This window comes from Kitasatospora sp. NPDC098652 (assembly GCF_044760155.1).
Classification (GTDB): domain Bacteria; phylum Actinomycetota; class Actinomycetes; order Streptomycetales; family Streptomycetaceae; genus Kitasatospora.
Genome location: NZ_JBIWAQ010000009.1, coordinates 15,047 through 29,827 on the forward strand (window position 1 = coordinate 15,047; position 14,781 = coordinate 29,827).

12 protein-coding genes and 1 tRNA gene are annotated in these 14,781 nt (G+C 73.2%); 6 read left to right on the forward strand and 7 right to left on the reverse strand.

The features are described 5' to 3' along the window. Nucleotides 1-99: 99 nt before the first annotated feature. Nucleotides 100-2,124 carry a M3 family metallopeptidase gene (locus tag ACIQWA_RS20460; RefSeq protein ID WP_402484326.1) on the forward strand — a complete coding sequence of 675 codons (2,025 nt, stop codon included), beginning with the start codon at nt 100-102 and terminating at the stop codon, nt 2,122-2,124. A gap of 72 nt (nt 2,125-2,196) precedes the next feature. On the opposite strand, the gene ACIQWA_RS20465 is transcribed toward ACIQWA_RS20460, so the two are convergent. Together ACIQWA_RS20465 and ACIQWA_RS20470 are read right to left on the reverse strand one after the other, a co-directional pair. Continuing rightward, nucleotides 2,197-3,657 carry a glycoside hydrolase family 5 protein gene (locus tag ACIQWA_RS20465; RefSeq protein ID WP_402484327.1) on the reverse strand — a complete coding sequence of 487 codons (1,461 nt, stop codon included), beginning with the start codon at nt 3,655-3,657 and terminating at the stop codon, nt 2,197-2,199. Nucleotides 3,658-3,770: 113 nt separating this feature from the next. Further along, a complete protein-coding gene (locus ACIQWA_RS20470) occupies nt 3,771-4,397 on the reverse strand; it encodes a TetR family transcriptional regulator (RefSeq protein WP_360242655.1) in 627 nt (208 codons plus the stop codon). Between the two features lie 153 nt (nt 4,398-4,550). Here ACIQWA_RS20470 and ACIQWA_RS20475 point away from each other — a divergent pair, with 153 nt between their 5' ends. Continuing rightward, nucleotides 4,551-5,777 carry an acyl-CoA dehydrogenase family protein gene (locus ACIQWA_RS20475; protein WP_360242652.1) on the forward strand — a complete coding sequence of 409 codons (1,227 nt, stop codon included), beginning with the start codon at nt 4,551-4,553 and terminating at the stop codon, nt 5,775-5,777. A gap of 125 nt (nt 5,778-5,902) precedes the next feature. On the opposite strand, the gene ACIQWA_RS20480 is transcribed toward ACIQWA_RS20475, so the two are convergent. The 3 genes from ACIQWA_RS20480 to ACIQWA_RS20490 form a co-directional block, all read right to left on the reverse strand. After that, complete coding sequence (locus ACIQWA_RS20480) at nt 5,903-6,505, reverse strand: hypothetical protein (RefSeq protein ID WP_402484330.1); 603 nt, start codon at nt 6,503-6,505, stop codon at nt 5,903-5,905. Nucleotides 6,506-6,617: 112 nt separating this feature from the next. Then, a complete protein-coding gene (locus ACIQWA_RS20485; protein ID WP_402484332.1) occupies nt 6,618-7,427 on the reverse strand; it encodes an enoyl-CoA hydratase/isomerase family protein in 810 nt (269 codons plus the stop codon). Nucleotides 7,428-7,511: 84 nt separating this feature from the next. Beyond that, nucleotides 7,512-8,222, reverse strand: a complete 711-nt coding sequence (locus tag ACIQWA_RS20490) for a TetR family transcriptional regulator (protein WP_402484334.1) — start codon at nt 8,220-8,222, stop codon at nt 7,512-7,514. A 169-nt stretch (nt 8,223-8,391) separates the two neighbouring features. Between ACIQWA_RS20490 and ACIQWA_RS20495 the strand changes: the two genes are divergently transcribed. Next, the gene (locus ACIQWA_RS20495) at nt 8,392-9,948 is read left to right on the forward strand and encodes an MFS transporter (protein ID WP_402484335.1); all 1,557 of its coding nucleotides are present in this window, start codon (nt 8,392-8,394) and stop codon (nt 9,946-9,948) included. Nucleotides 9,949-10,063: 115 nt separating this feature from the next. Here ACIQWA_RS20495 and ACIQWA_RS20500 read toward each other — a convergent pair whose 3' ends face one another. Next, nucleotides 10,064-10,615: a GNAT family protein gene (locus ACIQWA_RS20500; RefSeq protein ID WP_360242637.1), complete on the reverse strand. Its 552-nt coding sequence runs from the start codon at nt 10,613-10,615 to the stop codon at nt 10,064-10,066. A gap of 122 nt (nt 10,616-10,737) precedes the next feature. On the opposite strand from ACIQWA_RS20500, the gene ACIQWA_RS20505 reads away from it, so the two are divergent. Then, nucleotides 10,738-11,349: a TetR/AcrR family transcriptional regulator gene (locus ACIQWA_RS20505; RefSeq protein ID WP_360242634.1), complete on the forward strand. Its 612-nt coding sequence runs from the start codon at nt 10,738-10,740 to the stop codon at nt 11,347-11,349. 338 nt (nt 11,350-11,687) lie between these two features. On the opposite strand, the gene ACIQWA_RS20510 is transcribed toward ACIQWA_RS20505, so the two are convergent. Next, nucleotides 11,688-11,763: transfer RNA gene (locus ACIQWA_RS20510), tRNA-Arg, on the reverse strand. Between the two features lie 644 nt (nt 11,764-12,407). On the opposite strand from ACIQWA_RS20510, the gene ACIQWA_RS20515 reads away from it, so the two are divergent. Then, the gene (locus tag ACIQWA_RS20515; RefSeq protein WP_402484338.1) at nt 12,408-12,992 is read left to right on the forward strand and encodes a single-stranded DNA-binding protein; all 585 of its coding nucleotides are present in this window, start codon (nt 12,408-12,410) and stop codon (nt 12,990-12,992) included. Nucleotides 12,993-13,347: 355 nt separating this feature from the next. Then, nucleotides 13,348-14,775, forward strand: a complete 1,428-nt coding sequence (locus tag ACIQWA_RS20520) for a Cys-Gln thioester bond-forming surface protein (RefSeq protein ID WP_402484340.1) — start codon at nt 13,348-13,350, stop codon at nt 14,773-14,775. Nucleotides 14,776-14,781 lie beyond the last annotated feature (6 nt).

Consider the following 14,781-nt stretch of genomic DNA (forward strand, 5'->3'; position numbering starts at 1 on the left):
CGGACCGGGGGTCCGCGCGGTCGACGTTAACGGGTGGGTCTGACAACGATGACCTGGGGTGTATGGGCACGCGGGAGGACACCGCGTAGGGTCGGCAGAATGACCGAGAACCCGTTCTTCGCGGCCAGCCCCCTGGTCTACGAACTGCCTCCCTACGCCGAGATCCGGGAGGAGCACTACCTGCCCGCGTACGAGCGCGGAACGGCCGAGCAGCTGGCCGAGATCGCGGCGATCACCGACGACCGGTCCGAGCCGACCTTCGAGAACACCCTGGTGGCCCTGGAGCGCTCCGGTGAGCTGCTGCGCCGGGTGGACGCGGTGTTCCGCAACCAGTCCTCCTCCGACACCACCGAGCTGCTGGACGAGGTGGAGGCGAAGGTCAGCCCGCTGCTCGCGGCCCACCACGACGCGATCCACCTGGACCGGCGGCTGTTCGCCCGGATCGAGGCGCTGTACGAGGACCGGGCCGCCCTGGGGCTGGACCCGGAGTCGCTGCGGCTGCTGGAGCGCTGGTACACCGCGTTCGTCCGCTCCGGTGCCCGGCTGGGCCCGGCCGAGCAGGACCGGCTGCGTGAGCTGAACGCCGAACTCGCCACGCTGGGAACGACGTTCCAGCAGAACGTGAACGCCGCCACCCGCGCCGCCGCGCTGGTCGTGGACACCGCCGAGGAGCTGGCCGGGCTGTCCGAGGGCGCGATCGCCGGTGCGGCCGAGAACGCCCGGGTGCTCGGCCACGAGGGCCGGTACGTGCTCAGCCTCAAGAGCAGCTCCGGCCAGCCCGAGCTGGCCCAGCTGGCCGACCGCTCGGTGCGCGAGCGGCTGCTGGCCGCCTCGCTCGGCCGGGCCGGCGCGGAGAACGGCCCGCTGGCGATCCGGATGGCGGGGCTGCGCGCCGAGCGGGCCGCGCTGCTGGGCTTCCCGAACCACGCCGCCTACGTCGTCGCGGACGAGACGGCCGGGACGGTCGAGGCGGTCTCCGGGCTGCTCTCCCGGCTGGTGGAACCGGCCGTGGCGAACGCCCGCCGGGAGGCCGCCGAGCTGGCCGCGGTGGCGGCCGCGGACGGCGTCGAGGAGCTCGCCGCGCACGACTGGGCGTACTACTCGGAGAAGGTGCGCCAGGCCTCCTACCAGGTGGACACCGCCGCGCTGCGCCCGTACTTCGAGCTGGAGCGGGTGTTGGTGGACGGCGTGTTCTTCGCCGCCGGGCTCGCGTACGGGATCACCTTCACCGAGCGGCCGGAGCTGACGGCGCACCACCCGGACGCCCGGGTCTTCGAGGTGTTCGAGGAGGACGGCACCGCGCTGGGCCTGTTCATCGGGGACTTCCACGCCCGGGCGTCCAAGCGCGGCGGCGCCTGGATGGACGAGCTGGTGGGCCAGTCCGGGCTGACCGGGCGGCGGCCGGTGGTGCTGAACACCCTCAACGTCCCGCGCCCGGCGCCGGGCGAGCCGGCGCTGCTGAGCTGGGACGAGGTACGCACCCTGTTCCACGAGTTCGGGCACGCGCTGCACGGGCTGTTCTCGGACGTGCGGTACCCGCTGTTCGCGGGCACCGCCGTGCCGCGGGACTTCGTGGAGTTCCCCTCGCAGGTCAACGAGATGTGGATGGTCCGGCCCGAGGTGCTGGCCAACTACGCCCGCCACCACGTCACCGGGGAGCCGCTGCCGGCCGAGCTGGTCGAGCGGATGACCGCGGCCGAGCGGTTCGGGGAGGGCTTCCGGACGGTGGAGTACCTCGCGGCGACGCTGCTGGACTGGGCCTGGCACACCCTGCCGCAGGGCCACCGGGTCGAGGACGCCGAGGAGTTCGAGGCGCGGGTGCTGGCGGAGGCCGGTCTCGCGGTGCCGGCGATCCCGCCGCGCTACCGCACGCCGTACTTCCAGCACATCTTCTCCAGCGGCTACAGCGCCGGGTACTACGCGTACATCTGGTCGGAGGTGCTGGACGCGGACACCGTGCGGTGGTTCGAGACGAACGGGCGGTCGGTGCGGGACAGCGGTGAGCTGTTCCGGCGCGAGCTGCTGGCGCGCGGGTTCGGCCGGGACCCGCTGGAGTCCTTCCGCGCGGTGGTCGGGCGGGCGCCGGAGACCGCGCCGCTGCTGGAGCGCCGCGGTCTGGGCTAGTCACGTGGTCTGGGCTAGTCGCGCGGTCCGGGCCGGTCACGCGGTCCGGGCCGGTCGCGCGGTCCGGGCCGGTCAGCGTGGGGTGAGCGTGACCGTCACGGGTGTGCCCGGGCGGGCGTGCGGGAGCCGGATCCGTACGGTTCCCGCGCGGCCGTCCGCGGGCTGCTCGACCTCGACCCGGGCGTCGGCGGGGGAGACGGCGACCCGGGCGCCGCGCGGGAACGCGGCGGGAGGCAGGACGAGTTCGCCGGTGCGGCCGCTGCCGTCGGCCGTCCAGCGCACGGTGGTGGCGCCCGCGGCGCCCCCGGGGGTGGTCCGGACGTCGGTGCCGGGGACGGCCGCCGGGTACGGGCCGAAGGCGGGGCCGTCGCCGGGGGCCGGGCGGCCGGCCGGGTCGAGGGCGCAGTAGCCGCCGGTGCCCCGGCACCAGTACCACATCGTCCAGCCCTCGGCGAAGCCGTCCATCGCGGCGACCTGCCGGCGGACCAGCAGGGTGTTGCCGGGGGTGCGGGAGTCGGGCGGCCCCCACTCGCCGACCAGTACGGGCAGGTGGTGGGCGGCCGGGTAGCCGGTGATCGCGGCGGTGTACTGCTCGACGAAGCCGTCGGCGGGGTTCCAGTCGGCGCCGTTCTCCACCGCGGTGTCGTAGAAGTGCGGGGCGTAGCCGAGCCGGGGCGCGCCGGGGCGGGGGTCGGTGAAGCCGGGGAGGGCGGTGGGCACGCCCTGGCCGACCAGCACGGTCGGTTCGACGAACAGCCAGGCGCGGGAGTCGGCCCGGCGGACGGCGGCGATCAGGCGGCGGTACATGTCGGCGAGCCGGCCCTGTTCCAGGGTGGCGGAGGCGGCGGCGAGCACGGCCGGGTCGGTCGGGTCGCCGTCCACCGGGCCGAACGGCTCGTTGAACAGGTCGTAGCCCAACAGGGAGCGGTGGCCGCGCAGTTCGCGGGCGAGCCGGGTGTAGAAGTCGGCCTGCCAGGCGCGCAGGTCGGGGTCGTCGTAGAGGTGGCGGAAGGCGGCCTGGACGGCGGGCTGGAAGTAGCCGGCGAACCAGTCCTTCGGGTCGGGGGTGAACGGCAGGCCGTCGTCGCGGGTGGCCCAGCGCGGGATGCCGTTGGTGCCGCCGCCGAACTGCGGCCCGTAGACGTCCTGGTGGAAGTCGACCAGGACGAGCAGGCCGAGGCGGTCGGCCCGGTCGAGGAGCGCCTGGATCCGGTGCAGTTCGGCGGGGTCGAGGCGGCCGCGTTCGGGCTCCAGCCTGGTCCAGGAGACCGGCAGCCGGACCAGGCTGAACCCCTGGGCGGCGAGGGAGTCGAGGTCGGCCGGGGTGGCCTCGGCGTACTTGTCGAGGTTGAAGCCGCGCAGTTGGAGGCGGCGGCCCTGGTCGTCGGTGAGGGCGGTACGGCCGTCCGGGCCGGTGGCCGTGCCGGTGGGGAAGCGGGTCGGGTGGCCGCCGTGGGCGGTGGCCGGGGCGGCGCCGCCGAGGGCGGCGGTGGCGGCGAGCAGCAGGGCGACGGCGGTGCGGCGCAGGCGCATCGGGGACCTCGCACGGCGGGGGGTGGGGGCCCGATGATGCCCGTGGCCGCCGGGCCGGCACAAGGGTCGTGCGCGGCCGGGGTCGGTGCAACTGCCCTGGGAGGACGACGGGTTCAGTCGCCGTTCGGTTCGGCGGGGGTGGGCGGCAGGATGGCGGTGGGCAGGTCCGCGGCGGCGGCGAGCCGGCCCCACAGCAGGTCGGCCAGGGCCTGCACCATGCGGGTGCGCGTGCAGGGTCTGGTCTCCAGCCACCAGTCGCCGGCGGCCAGCACCATGCCGGTGATGCCCCGGCCCCAGGCCTCGGCGAGCAGGTCGCGGTCGGCGCCGAGGTCGACCTGGTTCTGCACGGCGCGGGTGATCTCCTCGGCGATCTGCCGCAGTGCGGGGGCGAGGGCGTTGCCCGCGCCGCTGGGGTCGCCGGGCTCGGGGTGGGTGAGCAGCCGGTAGACCTGGGGGCGGGCCTCGATCCCGGCGAGGTAGGTGTCCAGGACGTGTTCGACCCGGTCGCGGCGTTCCAGCGGTTCGGCCAGGGCGGCCCGGACGGCGGCCAGCAGGCCGCTGGTGTGGCGCTCGGTCAGTGCCCTGATCAGGCCGGTCCGGTCGCCGAAGTGGCGGTAGAGGATCGGCTTGGTGATGCCGGCCTCGGCGGCGATGGCGTTCATGCTGGCGCTCGGCCCCTCGCGCTGGATGACCCGGTCGGCGGCGTTGAGCAGCTGCTCGCGGCGGGGCTCTCGGGACATGCGCTGCTCCTCGGGATTCTGGGTGGCCTGGGCGTTGACACCGGTTACCAATCAGTAGCAGACTCCGACCATGTTACCCGGGGTAACACCCCGGTGGGTCGCATCGGGCGGCCGTGAACCCTGCGTCGTCACCCCTTCTGCGGAGGCTCCCCCATGAGCAGCACGTTCTCGCTGGACCCGGGCGCGGACCAGCTCGCCGTACGCGACTGGCTGCACGGCTTCGCCGCCGACGTGATCCGCCCCGCCGCGGCCGAGTGGGACGAGCGGGAGGAGACCCCCTGGCCGGTCATCCAGGAGGCCGCCAAGCTGGGCATCTACTCGCTGGACTTCTACGCCCAGCAGTACTTCGACCCCTCCGGCGTCGGCATCCCGATCGCCATGGAGGAGCTGTTCTGGGGCGACGCGGGCATCGGGCTGGCCATCGTCGGCACCACGCTGGCCGCCGTCGCGGTGCTCGCCAACGGCACCGACGAGCAGATCGGCACCTGGACCCCGCAGATGTTCGGCACCCCCGACGACGTCAAGGTGGCCGCCTTCTGCTCCTCCGAGCCGGACGCCGGCTCCGACGTGGGCGCGCTGCGCACCCGGGCCGTGTACGACGAGGCCAAGGACGAGTGGGTGCTCAACGGCACCAAGACCTGGGCCACCAACGGCGGGATCGCCGCCGTGCACGTCGTGGTGGCCAGCGTGGACCCGGAGCTGGGCACCCGCGGGCACGCCTCCTTCGTCGTCCCGCCGGGCACCCCCGGGCTGAGCCAGGGCCAGAAGTTCAAGAAGCACGGCATCCGCGCCTCGCACACCGCCGAGGTGGTGCTGGACGGCGTCCGGGTGCCCGGCAGCTGCCTGCTCGGCGGCAAGGAGAAGCTGGACGAGCGGCTGGCCCGGGCCCGGGAGGGCGTCAAGCGGGCGGGCGGCCGGGGCAATGCGGCGATGGCCACCTTCGAGGCCTCCCGCCCGGCCGTCGGGGCGCAGGCGATCGGCATCGCCCGGGCCGCGTACGAGGTCGCGCTGGACTACGCGAAGACCCGGGAGCAGTTCGGCCGCCCGATCATCGACAACCAGGGCGTGGCCTTCCAGCTCGCCGACATGCGGACCCGGATCGACGCGGCCCGGCTGCTGGTCTGGCGGGCGTCCTGGATGGCCGCCAACAACCAGCCGTTCACCGCGGCCGAGGGCTCGATGTCCAAGCTGTACGCGGGCGAGACGGCCAAGTTCGTCACCGCGCAGGCGATGCAGATCCTCGGCGGCAACGGCTTCACCCGGGAGTACCCGGTGGAGCGGATGCACCGGGACAGCGCGATCTACTCGATCTTCGAGGGGACCAGCGAGATCCAGCGGCTGGTGATCGCCCGGGCGGTCTCGGGGATGCCGATCCGCTAGCCGGGGACGGGCCGGGACTGCCGGGCCTGACTACCGGACCGGGACTGCCGGACCGGGACTGCCGGGCCGGGACTGCCGGGCCGGGACTGCCGGGCCGGACCGGCGGGCCCGATGGTCGGGCCTGGCTATCGGGCCAGCCAGAAGGTCAGCCCGGCGGAGAGGGAGCCGACCACCGCGCCGACGATCGTCTGCGCGGTGGTGTGGTCCCGCAGCACCACCCGGGACCAGCCGATCACCGCGACCAGCGGGTAGAGCAGCAGCCACAGCGGGCCGAGCGCGATGCCGAGGCAGGCCACCGCGCCGGCCGCCACGGCGGTGTGCACGGAGACCTTCCACCAGACGGTGATCACCAGGATCGGCACCAGCGAGGCGAACATCGCCGCCACCATCGCGGTGAGGTCGCGCGGGGCGTGCGCCAGGATCATCACCGCGAAGCTGACGGCGACCGAGCCCATGATGAACGGGATGACGGTCAGCCGGCGCTGCCGGTGGCCGACGTGGCGGTCCTCCAGGGTGCCCTTGCGGATGCCGCGCTGGATGAACAGGGTCGGGATGACGGCCGCGAACAGTGCGGCGAAGGCGGCCCAGCCGAGGCCGGACCAGCCGTAGCGCAGGCCGCCGATCAGCAGGCAGACCGCGATGATCACGTTCTTCGGCTCGACGCCGTCGGTGACCCGGCGGGCCCAGGTCGTCCGGCTGGTGGGGGCGGTCGTGGCCTCGGTGGTCATCGGGGTGGGTGCTCCGGGTGGGGAAGGGCGGTCGACGGCTCGGCGTCGGTCCGATGATCGTACGTGAGTCGGCGGTGCTGCCGTCCGTGCGGAGGGCCCGCCGGGTTGCGGCTCAGAACCGCGCCGGGCGGCCCGCCAGGAACGCGGCCAGCCCCTCGTGCACGTCCGAGGCCTCCCGCGAGCGCCGCTCCCAGGGCTCCAGCGCCTCGGCCGCCCGCTCCGCCGGGACGGCCAGCGCGGCCTTCACCGCGCCGATCGTCTGGGTCGAGCGGGTGGTCAGCAGCCGGGCGAACTCCAGCGCGGCGGCGTCCAGTTCGGCGTCCGGCAGGACCCGCTCGGCGAGGCCCAGCGGCAGCGCGTCCCGGCCGCGCACCAACTCGCCGGAGAACAGCAGGTACTTGGCCCGGGCCGGGCCCACCAGCCGGGCCAGCCGCAGGGTCGGCACCGCCGGGTAGACCACACCGAGCTTGGCCGGGGTGATCCCCAGCCGGGCGTCCTCGGCGACGAAGCGCAGGTCGCAGGCGACGGCCAGCTGGCAGCCGCCGCCCACGCAGGCGCCGTGCACCACGGCGAGGGTCGGGTGCGGGAAGGCCGCGAGCGCCTCCTCGGCGGCCACGTTGACCGCGTGGTACGCGTCCGCGCGCTGCGGATCGCCGTACACCTCGGCGAGTTCGGTGATGTCCGCGCCCGCGCTGAAGGTGTTCCCGGCGCCGGTCAGCAGCAGGGCCCGTACGCCCGGCTGCTCGGCGAGCCGGTCCAGCACCTCGGGCAGCGCCCGCCAGATCGCCAGGGTCACCGCGTTGCGGCGGTGCGGGCGGGCGAACTCCAGGACGGCGACGCCGTCCTCGCCGACGTACGCGTTCAGGCCCTCGGCCCGGGTGGGCAGGGCGGAGCGGTCCCGCGTGAGCAGTGGCTGGTCCATGCGCACCTCCGGCGTCGGTCGTGGTGCGCTCACTCTCTCAGGCCGGTCCGGCGTTCTTTCGGGCCGGGCCGGTCCGGTCCTCGGTCAGGCGGCGCCTGCGCCCGGTCGGGCCGGTCCGGCGCAGTACGTGCCGAGGCCGTGTTCGACCACGGCGAAGGCGCGCCGGGCCTCGTCGAGGGCGCCGGGCAGGGCGTCGGCGGCGCGCTCGTCGGCCAGCATCCGCAGGTGGTTGCCGGCGATCAGGGTGAGCCGGACGGCGAGCAGCTGGGCGGCGGCGACCCGGGCGGTCAGCTCGTCATGGGCCGGGTCCTGCCGGCGCAGCTCGTCGGCGAGCAGGCTCTGGGCGCGCCGGTCGAAGGCCGAGGTGGCGCGCAGGGCCAGCGACGGGGTGGCGTGGATCAGCCGGATCACGTCCAGCACCACCGCGTCGTCGTTCAGGCCGGTGGCCGGGTCCAGGCGCTCCAGGGCGGCCAGGAAGTGCTCGCGCAGCGCCGTCACCGCCGAGGTGCCCGGGGCGCGGTCGCGCACCACCCGGGCGGGCTCGTCGAGGTGCTGCTCCACCGGCCCGAGGACCAGGTCCTCCTTGGTCGGGAAGTAGTTGAACACGGTCATCTTGGAGACCTCGGCGGCGGCCGCGATCTCGGCCACCGAGACCTGGTCGAAGCCCCGTTCGACGAACAGGCCGATGGCCGTGCGGAAGATCCGGCCGCCGGTCTGGATCTTCTTGCGCTCGCGCAGCGGGAGGGCGTCGAGGTCGCGGTCGGGGCCGAGGTCCAAGCCGTGGTGGGTCGCCATGCGAAGACTGTACCAGGATCAAAGCTAGACCGAGGAGAAAGATGTGCCGGGATGAAAGATTGGTCTGGATGAAGAATTGACTCGGTCCAAAACGCCTGCCATGGTTGGTGCCGAGCCCGCCGGACCGCACCGGTCGGGGCCGACTCCACACACCCGGGGGGACTTCCCGATGGCAACCGCTGCCCCGCACACACCCGGCCCGGCCGGATCCACCCTGATGACCACCGCCCAGCGCCAACTCGCCATGCTGCTCTGCCTGGTGACGATCGTGCTGGCCGTGCTCGACTCCAACATCGTCTCGGCGGCCACCGTGCCGATCGTCCGCGACCTCGACCCGGTCCACGGCGTCGACCGGCTGCCCTGGATGGTCAGCGCCTTCTCGCTGGCGGCCACCGCGCTGCTCCCGCTCTACGGCAAGCTCTGCGATGTGTACGGCGCCAAGCGGGTGCTGCTCGGCGCGGTCGGCACCTTCCTGTTCGGCTCGGTGCTCTGCGGGGCCGCGCAGTCGATGGGCGAACTGATCGCCTTCCGGGCCGTCCAGGGCATCGGCGGCGGCGGGCTGATGAGCGTGACCATGGTGGTGATGGCCCAGCTCCAGGATCCGGAGGAGCGCAAGGGCGGCAAGGGCGGTGCGATGGGCGGCATCGTCGCCGGGCTCGGCATGGCGATCGGCCCGCTGGTCGGCGCGCTGTTCACCGACCACCTCGGCTGGCGCTGGATCTTCTACGTCAACGTGCCGCTCGGCCTGCTCGTCCTGGCCGGCTTCGCCCTGGTGGTCAAGCTGCCGCGCAACCTCGGCCGGCGCGGCCTGGACTTCCTCGGCGCCACCCTGGCCGGCGCCTTCGCCACCGGGCTGCTGCTGGTCACCGAGTGGGGCGGCAGGGACTACTCCTGGACGTCCCCGATGATCCTCGGGCTCTGCGCCGCCACCCTGGCCTCGCTCGGACTCTTCCTGTGGCGCCAGGCCACCGCCGCCGAGCCGGTGCTCCCGCTCTCGCTGTTCCGGATCCCGGTGGTGCGGATCGGCTTCGCGGTCCAGGGCCTGGTCGGGACGGGCATGGTGGGCGCGATCGTCTACGTGATGCTCTACCTGCAGATCGCCCGGGGGGTCGCCCCGACCACGGCCAGCCTCTTCCTGATGCCGATGGCCGCCGGGATGACCGGCGTCGGCCTGCTCGCCACCCGGCTGATCGCCCGCGGCCACCGGCCGCGCACCTTCCTGATCGTCGGCTCGGGCGTCTCGGTGCTCGCCCTGGCCCTGCTCGGGCTCAGCGGCCCGGACACCCCGCTGTGGGCGGTGGGCGCCGAACTCGCCCTGCTCGGGGCCGGGTTCGGGCAGCTGATCGGGCAGCTGATCACCATGGTGCAGGACACCGCCCCGCGCGAGCAGCTCGGCGTCGCGACCACCGGCGTCCGGTTCTTCCAGACCCTCGGCAACGCGCTCGGCGCGGCGCTCTTCGGCACGGTGCTGGCCCGGGTGTTCGAGGCCGGTGAGCCCGGACGCTCCCTCTCCGCGGTGCGCACGCTGACCGGTGCGGCCCGGGAGCACGCGCTGCGGAGCTTCACGGACGCCGTGGACGTGGTCTTCCTGTCGGCGGGCGGGGTGATGGTCGTGGTGCTGCTGCTGGCGCTGCGGCTGCGTACGGCGGAGCAGGCTGCGGAAATCGAGGCCGGGGAGGCCGGGGAAGTGCCCGCGGCGGTCGACGGCCCGGTGCTGGCGGCCTGAGCGGGCCACTGGAGGCCGGCGGGGAGCCCGGCGCGGGGCCCGGTGGACCCACGGGGGTGTCCACCGGGCCCCGCTGCGGCTTTCCCGTACGGGTGCGGAGGAGGGCCCGCGGCCGTCAGGCCTCGGTGGCGGTGTGCTCCGAGGCCAGGATCGCCCAGATCTCCTTGTCGTGGCGGACGCCGTTGTGCAGGAACCACTCCCGCAGCACGCCCTCCCGCTGCATCCCGACCCGCTGGGCCACCGCCCGGCTGCGGGCGTTGGCGGCCGAGCACCACCATTCGGCGCGGTGCAGGCCGCGGGTGGTGAAGGCGTAGTCGAGCAGTCGGCGGACGGCGGCGGTGATCAGCCCGCCGCCCTCGCCGGCCGGCTCGGTCCAGGCGCCGATCTCGCAGTTGCCGCTCCGGGTGTCGAAGTGCACGAACATCACGCCGCCGACCAGCGTGCCGTCGCGCCAGATGCCGTAGATCCGGCTGGAGTCGGCGGCCTGGCCGTCGGCGTAGCGCTGCAGGGTGGCGCGGGCCGAGTCCAGGTCGGTGGTGCGGGTGGCCCACGGGATCCACGGGTCGGTGTGGGCGCGGGCGCGGTCGATGTGGGCCAGGAACTCGGGGGCCTGCCAGGGCTCCAGCGGGCGCAGTTCGGCGTTCTCGGCGAGCGGGACGGAAAACACGGGCGGGCCTCTCGGGGTGGTGCGACGGGTGTGGGGGCGGGTGTGCGACGGGCCTGTGACGGGTGTGCGGTGGGCTGTTCGGATCATTCATAACAAACGTTTGGTATGTACGATAGCCCCCCATGACGCCAGCCCGTGGAGACCATGACGCCCGCCGCTCGGAAGTCTCCGAGGGGGTGTGGCGGGTGCTCTCCGCCAAGGGTTTCGAGGGGCTGACGCTGCGCGCGGTGGCGGCCGAACTGGGCGCCTCCACCGGGCTGCTGACGCACTACTTCCCGAACAAGCGGGCGCTGCTGAGCCACGCCCTGGAGGAGCTCGACCGCCGCTCCGCCGCCCGGCCCCGGCGGCTGGCCCCCGCCGACGGCACCCCGCCGCCGCCCGAGGGGCTGGCCCGACTGCGGGCCGCGCTGCTCGACGTGCTGCCGCTGGACGAGGCCACCGAGTCCGGCAACCGGATCTGGGTCAGCTCCTGGGACGTCGCCCTGGCGGACCCGGAGCTGGCGGCCGCGCACGCCGGGCGCTACGCCCGGTCGCGGGTGGCGCTCACGGCGCACGTGGCGGACGCCCAGCGGCTCGGCGAGCTCCCGGCCGGCGCCGATCCCGCCGGGCTCGCGGCGGGTGCGCAGGCCTTCGTGCTGGGGCTGGTGGTGCAGTCGCTGTTCGCCCCGGCGGAGTTCCCGGCGGAACGGCAGATCGCGCTGCTCGACGCCTATCTGGCGGGGCTGGCCGGTTAGTCCGACCTGGCCGGCGGAAGTTCGGGCGGAGGCCCGCGTCAGTTCGGCCGGGGGCTCGCGGCAGTTCGGCCGTGGGCCGGGTTCCGGCCGCGCGGGCAGCGGCGTCCCGGGCGTCTCTGTCCGGCTTTTGTCGGATTTCGCCGGTCGGCCGTTCGGGCGGCTGTTTCGTTCAAGGGTGGGGGATTCGCCCGGAATTCCGGTTTTCCGCCCGACCGGCTTTCGTGGCGGCCATGACACGCATTGTCACGGGTTATGCGCGGTGGGTGCTGGATTACCCGGAGGTGATAAACGGCCACGGAAAGTACGCACGGGCGCGATGGCCTGCGGAAATTCGCAGGTGGCGCCCCCAGCAGGATTCGAACCTGCGACCTACCGCTTAGAAGGCGGGTGCTCTATCCGCTGAGCTATGGGGGCGGGACGGACGGCGCCCTGGCGGGCGTGACCGTGGCCGGGATCGGGCGACGAGCGCTGGGCGCGCGCGTTGTCCGGCCCCGTACCTGAGGGTGGGGGTGGGGGTTGGTGGGCCCTCGCCCTGTCGGGGACAGGATAAGGGTGTCCAGTTCCTCGGCCGGTGTGACGACACCGTCGTTGGTGTGTCGGTTCGGTGGAGCGGTCCGATAATCGCAGGTGGAGACCGTGTGTGCAGCGGTCTGGCACTGTTCCGGGCCGGACGTTGTGCAGTCGTTACGGGGCTGCCTCCCCACCCGTTATGGATTCGACACGGAGAATGTCCCGCCGCCGGTGCGGGTGGGGGCTCCTATTCGGCTCGCTCCGGCGTGATGACGTGCGCGGACGGCCAGGCTCGGGTGTTCCGCCGCGTCGCGGAGGCGGCCGCGATCTGCCCGTTTGTTGTCATGAGCGCGAAGAGATGCTACCCGAGCGGTGTGCGAAGGCCGAAATTCACCCCTGTGAGTGACGGCCGTTTTTCACCCTGCCGATCGGCCTACTAGTTGTCCACAGGATTTCCGAACCTAGTGGTCGTGATTTCTTCCGGGCCGCACTCTGAACTCGCACCGCTCGATTCCGTGCGGTGCGTCGGCGAGAACGGAGAGTGCGCTGTGAACGAGGTTCAGGTGACGGTGGTGGGCAATGTCGCGACCGAGGTGAGCTACGGGGAAACCGCCGGCGGGGTGCCGATGGCGAACTTCCTCCTCGGCTGCACCGAGCGGCGGTACGACCGCGAGCGGGCCTGCTGGGCGGACGGCGAGACGCAGTGGCTGAGGGTGACGGCCTGGCGGGCGCTCGCGGTGAACCTGATCGGCTCGCTGGCCAAGGGGGAGCCGGTGCTGGTGACGGGTCGGCTGCGGGTGCGGGAGTGGACGGAAGGGGAGGTGAAGCGCAGTCGGGCCGAGATCGACGCCCGGTCGATCGGACACGACCTCACCCGGGGTACCACGGCGTTCCGTTGGGCGGCGGGTGTGCGCGGGCAGCCGTCGGGCGCGGCGGGGCCGCCCGGCGCGAAGCCCGCGGGCGAGTCGGTGCCCGGGTGGATCGCCGACGCGCTGGAGTCGCGCCGGGCTTCGGCGGTGGCCGCGGTGCCCGCCCGGCCGGAGCCGTCGCCTGGTGCGCGGGCGCTGACGGGGCAGCAGGGCGAGGTGTCCGAGGGGGAGCGGGGAGGTGAAGACCGGGCGCTGCTGGGCTGACCGGTCGATGACCTTCCCTGTCGACAAATATGTTGATCGAGAACGTCGTTGTGCCCGCACGCGCAATCTCGTCCGGATAACGGAAAGTCGCGCGGAGATTCTGTCGATGCGTCAGCTTGTGTGGAACCTGAGGGGGTTGATAACGATCCAGATACGGAATCGTCCTGATTTCGCATGGGGGTTTCGGGGCCTCCGGGGCTCAATAGGATTCACTTGGTTCACACCCGCAGCAGTGCCACAGGGGGCACGCGCGGCACGGCAAGTCGGCGGGCTGCCCACTCGGTGCAAGCCCGCTCCGGAGGGATCCCAGATGTTCAAGCGGCAGGGGCGGAGTCTGTCCCGCATAACCACTGTCATGCTCACGACCAGCGTTGCACTGGGCGGAGGCCTGTTCGCGGCCGGCGCGGCGGTCGCGGCCGACGCCCCGGCCTCGGGCGTGACCGCGATCGTCCAGCGGGACATGTTCGGCGAGCGGGTCGACGTCGAGGGCAAGGAGAGCGTCGACGCGGGCCTGTTCACCCTCAAGACGACCTCCGGCGAGCTGCTGCAGACCTACTGCATCGACTTCGACAACCCGGTGTACCTGGACAGCAAGGCCAAGTACCACGAGGCCGACTGGTCCGCGAGCTCCCTCAACGGCAACGCGAACGCCCCCAAGATCCGCTGGATCCTGGAGAACTCGTACCCGCAGGTGCCGATCGACGCGCTGCGCAAGGCGATCGGCGACAACGAGCTCTCGGAGAAGGACGCCGCGGCGGGCACCCAGTCCGCGATCTGGAAGTTCTCGGACGACAAGACCGCGACCCCGCGCAACGAGCACGCCAAGAAGCTGCGCGACTACCTCACGGGCGACGCCAACAAGGGCGTCGCGGCCGAGCCGAAGCCCTCGCTGACCCTCACCCCGGACTCCGTCTCCGGCAAGTCCGGCGCCAAGCTCGGCCCGTTCGTGCTGAACACCAGCGCCAACGAGGTCAAGCTCGCCGTCTCCGGCGACGCCGCCGACAAGATCAAGGTGCTGGACAAGGACGGCAAGCCGGTCAACGGCACGCTGGCCGGCCCGGTCGCCAAGGACACCCAGCTGTTCCTGGACGTCCCCGGCGGCACCCCGGACGGCAAGGCCGTGCTCAAGGCCACCGCCGACACCACCGTCCTCAGCGGCCGGGTCTTCATGAGCGGCCTGGACGACCAGGGCAACCACAGCCAGACCATGATCCTGGCCGGCTCCAAGAAGCTCAGCGCCGCGGCCGCGGGCCAGGCCACCTGGAAGCAGGCCCAGGGCCCGATCGTCGACAGCTCCGCCAAGGAGGAGTGCGCCAACGGCGGTGTGCGCGTCTCCGTCACCAACACCGGTGACCAGCCGGCCGAGGTGACCGTGCAGCCGGGCCAGAAGATCACCGTGCAGCCCGGCAAGACCGAGACCGTGCTGGTCAAGGTCGCCGAGAAGACCAAGTACGACATCACCGTCACCGGCCCGAACGGCTACTCCAAGAAGTTCTCCGGCGTCCTCGACTGCAAGACCGGCGTGACCCCGACCGGGGCCCCGACCACCCCGGCCGCCACCGGCACCGGCACCGCCACCCCCTCGGGCACCCCGAGCTCCGGTGCCGCCCAGCCGGCCCCGTCGACCACCAGCGCCGCCCCGGGCACCGGTGGCCTGGCCCAGACCGGTGCCAATGACTCCACCCCGATCCTCGCCGCCGTCGCCGGTGGCCTGGTCGTGGCCGGTGGCGCCGCGGTCTTCGTCCTGCGCCGCCGTGGCCGTCACGGTCGCACCACCGCCTGAACCGTA